The 10,964-nt window shown below is 47.4% G+C and carries 7 protein-coding genes and 3 pseudogenes; 5 read left to right on the top strand and 5 right to left on the bottom strand.

From position 1 onward, the window contains the following. On the top strand, positions 1 to 185 hold a 185-nt coding region (locus JCM11969_RS19360), incomplete at its 5' end, for a hypothetical protein (RefSeq protein ID WP_225353330.1). Positions 186 to 434: 249 nt separating this feature from the next. Here the strand turns inward: JCM11969_RS19360 and JCM11969_RS14670 are convergent. Next, positions 435 to 1,475 (bottom strand): lactonase family protein, encoded by a 1,041-nt coding sequence (locus JCM11969_RS14670; protein ID WP_054712299.1) that lies wholly within the window; start codon positions 1,473 to 1,475, stop codon positions 435 to 437. A gap of 153 nt (positions 1,476 to 1,628) precedes the next feature. On the opposite strand from JCM11969_RS14670, the gene JCM11969_RS14665 reads away from it, so the two are divergent. The 4 genes from JCM11969_RS14665 to JCM11969_RS17285 all read left to right on the top strand — a co-directional run bounded on the left by JCM11969_RS14665 (position 1,629) and on the right by JCM11969_RS17285 (position 4,163). After that, positions 1,629 to 2,093: a hypothetical protein gene (locus JCM11969_RS14665; RefSeq protein ID WP_054712297.1), complete on the top strand. Its 465-nt coding sequence runs from the start codon at positions 1,629 to 1,631 to the stop codon at positions 2,091 to 2,093. Between the two features lie 136 nt (positions 2,094 to 2,229). After that, a complete protein-coding gene (locus JCM11969_RS14660; protein ID WP_054712294.1) occupies positions 2,230 to 2,715 on the top strand; it encodes a Fur family transcriptional regulator in 486 nt (161 codons plus the stop codon). A gap of 520 nt (positions 2,716 to 3,235) precedes the next feature. Further along, the gene (locus JCM11969_RS17290) at positions 3,236 to 3,817 is read left to right on the top strand and encodes a peptidoglycan recognition protein family protein (protein ID WP_082409403.1); all 582 of its coding nucleotides are present in this window, start codon (positions 3,236 to 3,238) and stop codon (positions 3,815 to 3,817) included. Beyond that, positions 3,756 to 4,163, top strand: coding sequence for a hypothetical protein (locus JCM11969_RS17285; protein WP_156319393.1), 408 nt, complete (start codon positions 3,756 to 3,758; stop codon positions 4,161 to 4,163). Before JCM11969_RS17290 ends, JCM11969_RS17285 begins: the two co-directional genes overlap by 62 nt. Positions 4,164 to 4,566: 403 nt before the next feature. Here the strand turns inward: JCM11969_RS17285 and JCM11969_RS14650 are convergent. The 4 genes and pseudogenes from JCM11969_RS14650 to JCM11969_RS14635 all read right to left on the bottom strand — a co-directional run bounded on the left by JCM11969_RS14650 (position 4,567) and on the right by JCM11969_RS14635 (position 10,687). Then, a pseudogene (locus tag JCM11969_RS14650) lies at positions 4,567 to 5,318 on the bottom strand (YibE/F family protein). Then, a complete protein-coding gene (locus JCM11969_RS14645; protein WP_054712301.1) occupies positions 5,297 to 6,424 on the bottom strand; it encodes a YibE/F family protein in 1,128 nt (375 codons plus the stop codon). The pseudogene JCM11969_RS14650 and the gene JCM11969_RS14645 overlap by 22 nt, the downstream one beginning before the upstream one ends. A 711-nt stretch (positions 6,425 to 7,135) precedes the next feature. Next, positions 7,136 to 8,964: pseudogene (locus JCM11969_RS14640) on the bottom strand (ABC transporter ATP-binding protein). Then, positions 8,957 to 10,687, bottom strand: a pseudogene (locus JCM11969_RS14635) (ABC transporter ATP-binding protein). The pseudogenes JCM11969_RS14640 and JCM11969_RS14635 overlap by 8 nt, the downstream one beginning before the upstream one ends. Positions 10,688 to 10,964: the final 277 nt, after the last annotated feature.

Below are 10,964 nucleotides of genomic sequence, written 5' to 3'. Positions count from 1 at the left end.
AAGACAAGGTAAATACCGAAGGCCTTGGGGTTCCCCTTGCCTTGGTATTTTTTGGGTTTAAAAATGATACTTTGTTAAATGGTAGTATAGATTTGAACTCTGCACTGTCAACCAATCTCGCAAGAGTGCTGTACCAGAGATTAGGTGCGCTTAATAATCGGTATAAAAAACCGCGTTTATTTTAGATTGTTTCTTCTATTGTCTTGTTTGGCAACCGTGCCGAAACACGTTTCGGAAAACAGAAAGCTGCATGTAAGCCAACTCTGGTAAAAATGCCAAGTTCGGGCATTTCTATGTGGTTCTCTGTCCTTAAGCCGAAACGCGTTTCGGAAAACAGAAAGCTGCATGTAAGCCAACTCTGGTAAAAATGCCAAGTTCGGGCATTTCTACCAGAGTTGGCTTACACTCCGCTTCCTACCGTTTTCCTCCACGCTCTAATACTCGAACTTCACACAAACCCCTTCCGGCACCTGCACATCCTTTTGCACCACCGTCAGTTTGCCTGATGCGGCGTCTCGGCTGTACAACGTTGCGTTGTCTGTATTCTGGTTGACCAGCACGATAAAGGATTCATCGCTGTTGAAGTTGAAATCCCGTGGGAAATCACCTTCCGCTGGCGTTTGGTCGATGAGTTTCACACTGCCATCAGATTGAATTGCCAACGTTGCCAGTGAGTTGAAGCCCCGGTTTGAGACGTAGACGTACTTGTGGTCGCTAGTGATACGAATCGCTGCGGCTCCGTTGTGTTCTGTCCATGTGTCTGGAATCGTTTTGATTGTTTGATCAAGACTAAAGCTTCCTGTTTGCCGATCATAGTCCAGCACTGATACCTTGCTTGAAAGTTCACCGGCTAAATATGCCTTATCCGTTTCTGGGTTGAAGACAATGTGCCGTGGGCCAAAGCCGTCCTCACAGCTAAAGCGGGAAACTTCTGTCAGCTTACCGGCATCGGTCACGTCGTAAACGTACACAGTGTCATTTCCAAGATCACAAACAACGATGCGGTTGTCCGGCGTCAGATCAGCAAAATGCGGGTGTGGGCCATCCTGTTGTTCAGGACGCGGACCATTACCTGTATGTTGCGCTTGATCCGTCTGGGTCAGCGTACCGTCTGCCGCAATTTTGTACACCGTTACAACGCCCATGTGGTAGTTCGCAGTATAAACAAGTTGACGCGCTTCATCCACCGTGACGTAGGCTGGTGAAGTCCCATCCGCTAAGTATTTTCCAATTTCCGTAAATGGACGGGTGCTGGCGTCAAACGCCTTTAACCCGCCAATTTTCTTGCCATCAGCAGATTCAGCATCAATTGCGTAAACCTTGTTGGCTTTAGATTGGACTAAGTACGTTGGGTTCCCTGACCGGCCAACCAGCGTCAAGTTTTGTAATTTTTTGGTGTCAGTATCTAATTCAAGTTCATAGAGGCCTTCGCTGTTTTTATGGGTATAAGTTCCGACTAGAAGCTTTTCAATCATCGTCATCGATCTCCTATTTTTACAAGTTTGTTAACCCTTTCATTATATCATAAACCATGAAAGCGACATGAATTAATCATTTAAGTTACATTTTTACACAGATGTGGTACACTAACTTTTATCGTACTTTTAGTAAGGAAGGAGCCGACAATTTTGGCTCAATTTGAAAGATATCATCCCATTATGACCGCCCACTACCAGCTGGATTGGCTGACCCAGTTTAAGCTGACGGATATTAACCAGTTGCGCCAGCAGACCCATGCTGGTGAGACAGTGGTTGAGACGGCTGATTACGTGAACCGGCAAATGAGCACGGTGATGCAAAACCAGGCGCTGATCTGGGGCATTCAGGATAAGGCCCGCCAACAGTTTGACGGTATTATTGGCCTGACCCAGTTAAACGATACCCCGGATACAGCCACGTTACTGTTGAACTTAACGCCGGATGCTGATGCTGCGCAGGTGGTGCGTGAATTAGGCGACCACACCGCTGCATTTGCTGACAAGGAATTACATCGTCAAACGCTGATTAGTTCAGCTGACGACCCATTAAAATCCCTGCTTATACAGAACGGATTTGCACTAAATGGCACAACGTTGCAGCGAACTGTTGATTAAATTAACGTTAAATAGTCTAAATTAATTAAAAATACGATTAATTTGGAATAATCTTAAAAAAGCATCTGTTATATTGGAATTATTCTAACATCTGACTTATGATGGTGTTAATAATAATTCAAAGGAGGAACCGCATTTGGCAGACGAAGCCCTTGATACTGCGCTGAAGACCTTACGGGACAAACATGTCCGTATCACGCCACAACGCAAACTCATCTTAAATTACCTGATTACGCACCATAACCACCCGGCTGTGGAAGTCATTTATCAAGAACTGGCTCCACAAATGAGTAGTTTGAGTCTGTCAACCATTTACAACACGCTCAATCTGTTTGTGGAGATGGGGATCGTTATTGAAATTCCAAATGAGAACGGCGGTGTCCGCTACGACTTCTTTGGTAGCCCCCATTATCACGCTATCTGTGAGAACTGTGGGAAAGTAACCGATATTTTCGACCCTAACTTTCCAAAAATTAAAGAAATGATTCAGACCGAAGCCGCGCGTCAGTCTGGGTATAAGATCACCAGCAGCCACATTGAAGTTTATGGCCTGTGTGATGAGTGCCAAGCAAAACTGGCGAAGGAAGCACCTGATGATAGTGTTGCGGCTAAGGCACTATAGGTTTGTTTTCGATTAGCACCGTAGTTATTGTTACCTTTAAGGGGTGACTTGGCTGGGTGCTTTTTTTGTGTTTTTTAGGCTTCTGCTTTTCTCGACTATATTACCGAAACTCCTGAAGGGCAAAGAGCTGTACGTAAGGGGAGGCTGTTGTGGGTATTTTTTATAGGGTTGTTTTGGCTTCTGGTTTTCTCTGCTATATAGCCGAAACGCGCTCCCTAAGGGCAAAGAGCTGCACGCAAGGGGACTTTGTCAAAAAGCCAGGTTCGGGCTTTTCGACAAAGTCCCCTTACGCTCCGCTCTTTAAACGCCCTTTTTCCGCGCTCTCTGCGTTCTTTGTTACTTACTCTTAACAAGATTGAAACCTTCCCCACCTTTTCCCGTCAAAACAGCCCCTACACCTGTAATATAAGCCCGCACTCCAAGCTTCCCTGTTGTTTTTCAATCAAATACTCGGTATGATAACCCACAGAAAATGAATTAGCCGTTCATGCAGAAAATAAATGAAACTAAAATTAGAGGGATGAATAGATTTGAAAAATTACCATTATTAATGACCGGTTTGCTAACCCTCGTTACGGTTGGGTTGGTCGGCACACATAGCGCGACAACTGCACATGCAAGTTCGTCAAAATTGAATGACTATATTTCTAGTCAAGATATCAAACCTGCTTCAATTACAAAGAGTATCTGGAGTGGTTTTCCAAAAAACAAATATCGTAATGGCTACGGTAAGCCTGAAGGGGTCGTTGTTCACGAAACGGCTAACCCAAGTTCAACCATCTACAACGAAATTGCCTACATGAAGAAGAATTACAATAACGCCTTCGTGCACTCTTTCGTTGATGCCAGTCGTATCATCAACATTGCGAACACCAACTACCTTGCTTGGGGCGTTGGTTACCCTGGTAACGCTCGGTTTGTTCAGTTCGAACAGATCGAAGTCCACAGCAAGTCAGCCTCTGCACATGAAATTGCGAACGCCGCTTGGTATACCGCATACCTGCTTCATGAATATAACTTGAAGCCAAATGATGCAGCCTATGATGGTAAAGGGACTGTTTGGTCAAGCCTATACCATGGCTCAGTTCTACACCTTGGTTAAAGCTTACTACAACAGCGGGACTTCATCATCGTCATCATCCGCTGCTTCGACGTCTTTGAACAAAGCAACCTACACGAGTGAGTCTACCAAGGCTACCCTTTCTAGCTCATACAGCAAGTACAAGCTTTACAATCACGTTAAGGGCGCCTACACCAACATGAAGACGTACAAGTGGTCATCGATCAGCGCTAAGGCTGGTAAGACCGTGTACATCAACATGAAGGGTATCCGGGATCCTCAAGGCAGCACTTGGTATCGCTTTACCACCAGTACCGCTAAGGGCGCTAAAGAATATTGGGCTTACTCCGATGCCTTTGACTTACCGTCAACGACAACGGCTGCATAAAGTTCAAGTGCGACAACGGATTCTAGTTCAAGCAGCACCACAACGGCTAGCTCAACGACAGCTTCTAGCTCAAGCTCAAATTAATCAGAATAACTTAAAAGGAACGTCAGCGTTAGGCTGGCGTTCCTTTTTGGTTGGTATTGTTTATCGGTTGGATTGGTTTGTATTGCTGGTTTGATAGTTCCTACGTGTAGGAAGCGTCCCCTGCTATGCATTCGTTTGAGATGCTTAGCAGGGGACGTTTTTTGGTTTTTAGCGTTGAAATCTTCTAGGCCTCGTAGCTGAAACGCGTTCCAGAAGGCAAGGGGCTACTGCAGAAGGGACTCTGGTCAGAAAAGTCAGGCCCGGACTTTTCTGACCAGAGTCCCTTCTGCTCCGCCCCTTAACCGCCTTCTTCCACGCTCTACCTCATTCTCCTCACCCGAAACATCATCGCCGTTGTCGTCAACGGAATCGTTGCAATCACCGACACCATTGAGAATAGGACCATCAAGATCTGGCCAACAAATATGCGATCATTCAATATCTCGCCTAACGAGTAGTGCACGCTCGCAAACCAGATGAACAGGGCCAAGAAACCGCCAAAGAAGCCGAAGAACAACGTATTAAACGTCGTCCCGATAATTTGTTTACCGATCCGTAAGCCGGCACCCTGGAGGTTTTTAAGCTCAATTTGCGGGTGCTGTTCCAAAATCTCAGCCAACCCTGCGGAAATAGCAATTGCCGCCTCCGCTATGGCACCCAGCGTGCTCAGGATAGCGGTCGACATTGCCACCTGCAGATAGTTGATGCCCAACACGTTAGACATCCCTTCCAGGTCTTCACTGTCTTCTTGACCGAACCCTTGAATCTGTGCCCAATGTTCTACCGGAACGATTACCAGCACGAGCACCACAAGCACAATGAGTGACGCGTAAAACGCCACCTCCGTACTGTAATCATGCTGCCGCCAAGAAAGATCGTCATCGCTAACACAATGACACTTGTGACCAATGTCACCACGATTGGGTTTAAATGAAACGCCATCAGCACAATGGCGAAGAAGAGTGCACCGAAGTTAAACAGCAGGCTTAAAAATGCTTGTAGCCCCTGCATGCCGCTCACGAGCACCATTGAAATCAATAACACTAATCCTAATGCCGTAATCGTGCCCATGGCTTGCTCCCCCCTAACATGATACTTGTGATTCCGCAGGCCAGCGGGACCGTCAAAACGATACCGATTCCGCTAATGAGACTTTGGATCACACCAAGTGACATGGTCATATTAAACGTGTATCCCCACGAATTTGCGTTTTTAAAATAGAGCAACGCGAGTGGTAAGGTGTCCGCCACGAAGATAAAGAACAGCACGTTGATCAGCGGTCCCATGATCTCACCGCCAATTTGCCGTCCAGACTTAAAGATCTGGCTGGCGGTCACATCCGGCCGTTCTTCCTTTAAGGCCGTCAGTGAAGCAATGATGTCCGTGGATTCGTCCATGACCGCTCCCAGCGACCCCAATAAGGTTTCAGCTAAAAATAATGGCTTGGGTAACTGGGTGACGTACTGCATGGATTCATAGTAGACGCCCTTTTCATTAGTAAACATGAAGACTAGCAACGCGATAACGATCGATATCGCCGTCCCGCATATGGTCGTTATCAACGTCATCACCATTTGCCGGTTCGGCCCGATGACGATCAGTAACGTTAACGCCGCAAAAACGACTGCCAGCAACCCGAATATGAAGAGCACCTTGCTGCCTTGTGTGTCCGCATTCCAATTGACCGCAAATGCAAACAACACCGCGTTGACCACCACGCTCAAAAAGGCCATGGCCCCACTGAACCGCATGAGAATCAGCAGCACACTGAGCGTCAACCACACCATGAACGCCAACGACGTATCTCGTTTCAAGACTGATATCGTACTACTGGTAATTTTACCGTCGTGCCGGTGCAGGGTCAAAAACACATGCTGATGCTTATAGTACGCCTGCGTCGTAGCTTGCGACTTCATATACGTGTTATTAATAGTCAGACGTTCACCCTTATCTCGACCATTCGTAATCGTTCCGGTCACCCGTTGCGTTATTTGCCGATCCTTATTTTCAAATTGATCGGATTGCTTGTCATTAGCCGTTGTTTTCACGGCCGTTATTTTCATAATTGACTGTTTATAAATCCCGTCATCGTGTGCAATTCCCAGCACACACAGCCCGCTGATCAAAATGATGATAATCGGCCACCATTTCACCCAACGGCGCATAACTACCTGCATAGTGTTCACCCCAAAAAACAATTTAAATTCATCATAACACACCGTCTACACCCCAGATTTGGTGTCATTGATAATTAACTAAACCGTTATAATTTTAGGTGGGACTTATGGCAGAATGTATCAACGGTTAGTCATTCGCCTCTTAGTGTGCAGGAGAAAATCTCCTATAAAAAAGTAACACAGCGTTGCCTTTTCAAAATAAAAGCCAGTAAACCTCCAGAGAACCCAAATCCAACCTTGCATTTCACCCCCATTCTGCGGTAAAATAATTAAATGATTGATTAATATTTTTTTGAAGTGAGGGTTAGACACATGAGAAAAGCACATCCACATGGAGTACAAGGCCGTCGTCCCGTTAATGCAAAGAAGGACGAAAAGCGCCAAAAAGAAGTAGCCGACTTACAAAAGTGGCTCAAGAACAAGAAGTAATTAGAGGAGCTTGTAAAGCAGTTTGTTTTACGGGCTTTTTTTGTTAGAGTGTGGAAGCAGGCGGTTAGAGGGCGGAGCCTAAGTAACTTTCGGCATCAAATCCCGGGTTTGGATTTGGTGCCGGAAGTTACTTAGGAAGGAGCCTCTGCCTGCTGGAACACGTTTCGGCTACGCTGCCAAGAAAGCCGTAAGCACCACCACTCAGTAAAAAATAGGCACCATAGAAAACCACCCTATTAACGATAAGGTAGTCTGCTATGGTGCTTATTTTTATAGTCCTTATCAAGCCCCAAGTGCCCCAGTATACAACTCATAATACTTCCCACGCTTAGCCAGCAACGCCTCATGCGTCCCAGCCTCAATGATCCGCCCATCGCCAATCACAAGAATCAGATCAGCATTAAACACGGTCGATAATCGGTGCGCGATGGCAAACGTGGTCCGTCCCTTCATCAGATTATCCATCCCAACTTGAACAAGCTGTTCCGTGCGCGAATCAATGTTAGACGTGGCTTCATCTAGAATCATCACTGGCGGATCAACACTGCGGCCCGGGCAATCGACAACATTTGTTGTTGGCCGGACGATAGTTCGCTGCCGTTACCAGTAATCTGGGTTTCGTATCTATCGGGTAGTGTTTCAATGAACTTGTCAGCATTGGCTAATTTTGCCGCAGCAACCACCTCGTCATCCGTTGCAGTCATCCGCCCATACCGAATATTGTCCGCGATCGACCCACTGAACAAATGCGTTTCCTGTAACACAATGGCTACTGACTGTCGTAATGCAGCCTTATTGATTCGGGTAATATCAATGCCATCATAGGTGATCTGACCGCTGTCAATGTCGTAGAAACGGTTCAACATATTGGTTATCGTTGTCTTACCCGCACCCGTTTCACCCACAAGGGCAACCTTTTCGCCCGCGTCAACGTCAAAACTAATATCATGTAGTCCGGCATCCGAGTGCGCATATTCAAAATTAACGTCCTTAAAGCTGATCTGACCGCGCACTGGTTTCTGGGTGGTGCCATCCTGCCAGTACCAGTCCTCGCCCTGCTTCTTCAGCGTTACAGTACCGCTATCGGCCTCTGGCGCTTCATCGAGCAACTGAAAGATTCGGCCAGCGCCGGCCATTGCCTGAATAATGGCGTTTAACTGTTGAGAAATTTGAGCAATTGGCTGACTGAACGACCGACTGAGTTGCAAAAACGCCGCGATTGTTCCCAGCGTCAATAAGTTGGCGTGCGTGATAGCCAGTGCCCCGCCAGCAATCGCAATCAAGACATACAGCAAATTACCCAGATTGCCCATTATTGGAAACAGCATTGTCGAGAACCCGTTAGCCAGCCGCGCATCGTTTCGCAGGTCGTCGTTGTACTGGTCAAATTCAGACTTAACAGCGTCCTCGTGAGAAAAGACCTTAATGACTTTCTGCCCGTTTAACATCTCTTCAATAAAGGCATTTAGACTCCCGATGGACGCCTGCTGAGCCCGGAAATATTTACTGGAATGTGCCGTCAACCAACGCACAATAATGATGCTAGTTGCAAAAATCAGCAACGAAATCAGGGTAAGAGCTGGACTCAGACTCACCATCGCAATCAGTGCAAAAACCACGTTAAACGTCGCCACGATAAACTGTGGGAAGCTTTGGGTGATCAGTTGCGTCAACGTATCCACGTCATTGGTATAACGGCTCATCACATTGCCGTAGTCGTTTTCATCAAAGTAGCGTAATGGCAGCGACTCCATCTTCGTAAACATTTGGTCCCGAATCGACTTTTGGATCCGTTGTCCTAAAACGGCCATAATCTGACTGTAGGCGACCGTTGCAAGGACCCCCGTATAAAATAGTGCCGCCATAATGAGAATGGCTTCCAGTAATGGCCCGTAATTAGGATGCGAGCTGCGCATCAGAGGCAATACATAATCATCGATCAGTCGTTGAATGAACAGAGATCCGGCAACCCCCGCAAGGGCGCTGATAATGATTGCAATAAAGGCGACGACCAGCCACCCCTTATACTGACTGAATATCAGCGTCAGCAACCGTTTAAACGTTTGGCGGCGTTGCGGTGTTGTCGTCATTTTCGACGTTGCGTTAGTCATGTTGGCCACCTCCCCGCTTAGTCTGCGTCTCATACAATTGCCGGTACCACTCATTAGTCGCCAGAAGGTCACGGTGTGTACCCGCTGCTGCGATCCGGCCGCCAGCCATGATCAGGATCTGGTCGGCGTCCACGATACCACCTAGTCGCTGGGTGATGATGAGTTTGGTCACATCCGGCATTTCATTGCGAAAGGCTTGCCAAATTTTTGCTTCCGTATTGGTGTCGGTCGCACTGGTCGCGTTATCCAGGATCAATATTTTGGGGTGTTTCAATAACGCCCGGGCAATTGTCAGTCGCTGTTTTTGCCCACCAGAAACGTTTTGGCCGGTTTGTTCCAGCGGCGTGTCATAGCCCTGCGGTAACGTTTGGATGAAGCCATCCGCCTGTGCTAACTTGGCAGCGTGCTGGATCTCTTCATCCGTGGCAGAAGCGTCACCCCACTTGAGATTATCGCGGATGGTACCGGAGAACAGCGTGGTCGTTGCAACACAACTGAGACGTTGTCCCGCAACGTTTTGAGGTCATAGTCCCGCACGTCGTTGCCCGCCACACGAACCGCACCCGCGGTGACATCGTAGAGACGCGGAATCAGTTCCACAAGGGTACTCTTAGAGGTCCCAGTTTCACCAATAATACCAATCGTCTGGCCGCTCTTAATATGCAGATCGATGTGCTGCAACTGATCCGTTTTGGTATCCGGGTACCGAAAGGAAACATCATCAAAGTCAATGTCACCGGTTGCGACGCTGGTCAACGCTGTCGGTTTGTCCACGATAGCCGAATCGCTATTGAGCACTTCAACGACCCGTTCGGCTGAGGCTTGAGAGACGGAAAGCTGCGAGAAAATCATTGACAGCATGTTGAGACTAAATAGAATCGATGTACTATAGGAAAACAAGCTCACGAACTGGCCCACTTCCAGCTGTTGACCAACAATCAGTTTGGCGCCGAACCAGGACAGGAGCAGCATCGTGGTGTTGATGACCAGCTGCATAAGCGGCATGTTCAACGCAACGATGCGTTGTGCTTTGGAGAATACCTTGAAGATGTTGCCAGAAGCCGTCTTGAACTTTGCCGTTTCAGCGTCCTGCTGACCATACGTTTTAACGACCCGGATACCGCGCAAATTCTCGCGAACAACCCGGTTGAGCTGGTCATAACGTTTGAAGACCTGCCGAAAAAGCGGGCGTGATTTGCTGACGATCAGCATCAGCGAGTGCCAGGAATGGCACGACGATCACAAACAACCACGCCATCTCAGCATTTACCGTAAACGCCATGATAATCGAGAAAATCAGCATCGATGGTGCCCGAAACGCGATTCGAATCAGCATCTGGTACGCCGTTTGAATGTTCGTAATATCCGTCGTTAACCGAGTCACCAGACTTGACGTTGAAAACCGATCCAGATTCTGAAACGAAAAGGTTTGAATATGATAGAACAGATCCTGCCGCAAATTTTTGGCATAACCAGCAGCTGCTTGGCTGGACACCCAGCTGGCCCCCGCGCCCATCACCAGCGATAGCATGGCCATGACCAGCAGCAACAGGCCAACGTGAACCACTAGCGATAAGTTTCCCGGCCGAATGCCCTGGTCGATAATGGCCGCCATCAAAAAGGGAATAAACGTTTCAATAGCCGCTTCAGCAACCACTAAAATAGGCGACAAAATCGTCAGCCGTTTATACTCACGTATCGATTGCATTAAGGTGTGCAGCATAACCCCGACCCCCAATCCTATAATGACTCATCGCCTTATTTTAGCATTGCACTTGGCTTATTTGTTGCAAGAACACTTAGTTGTGAAAGGGTTCGGATATGGCTGGAAAGGTATGGATTTAGCGTTCACAAGCAGGTGTTTATTACCAACAAAAAAGGCCACTTTTGTGTGACCTCTTTTTTGGGTTATTTTGATTTAAGCAGGCATTTATTGAGTCTTTCTTGGCAGCCACGCCGAAACGCGTTTCGGAAAACAGAAAGCTGCATGTAAGCCGACT

The sequence above is a fragment of the Secundilactobacillus paracollinoides DSM 15502 = JCM 11969 genome (genome assembly GCF_001311135.1).
Classification (GTDB): domain Bacteria; phylum Bacillota; class Bacilli; order Lactobacillales; family Lactobacillaceae; genus Secundilactobacillus; species Secundilactobacillus paracollinoides.
This window is presented reverse-complemented; position numbering and strand designations above follow the sequence as displayed.

Excerpts from the sequence above, each read along its gene's own strand:
- JCM11969_RS14670 (WP_054712299.1), bottom strand. The coding sequence starts at position 1,475 with ATGATTGAAAAGCTTCTAGTCGGAACTTATACCCATAAAAACAGCGAA.
- JCM11969_RS17290 (WP_082409403.1), top strand. The coding sequence starts at position 3,236 with ATGAATAGATTTGAAAAATTACCATTATTAATGACCGGTTTGCTAACC.
- JCM11969_RS17285 (WP_156319393.1), top strand. The coding sequence starts at position 3,756 with ATGATGGTAAAGGGACTGTTTGGTCAAGCCTATACCATGGCTCAGTTC.
- JCM11969_RS14645 (WP_054712301.1), bottom strand. The coding sequence starts at position 6,424 with ATGCAGGTAGTTATGCGCCGTTGGGTGAAATGGTGGCCGATTATCATC.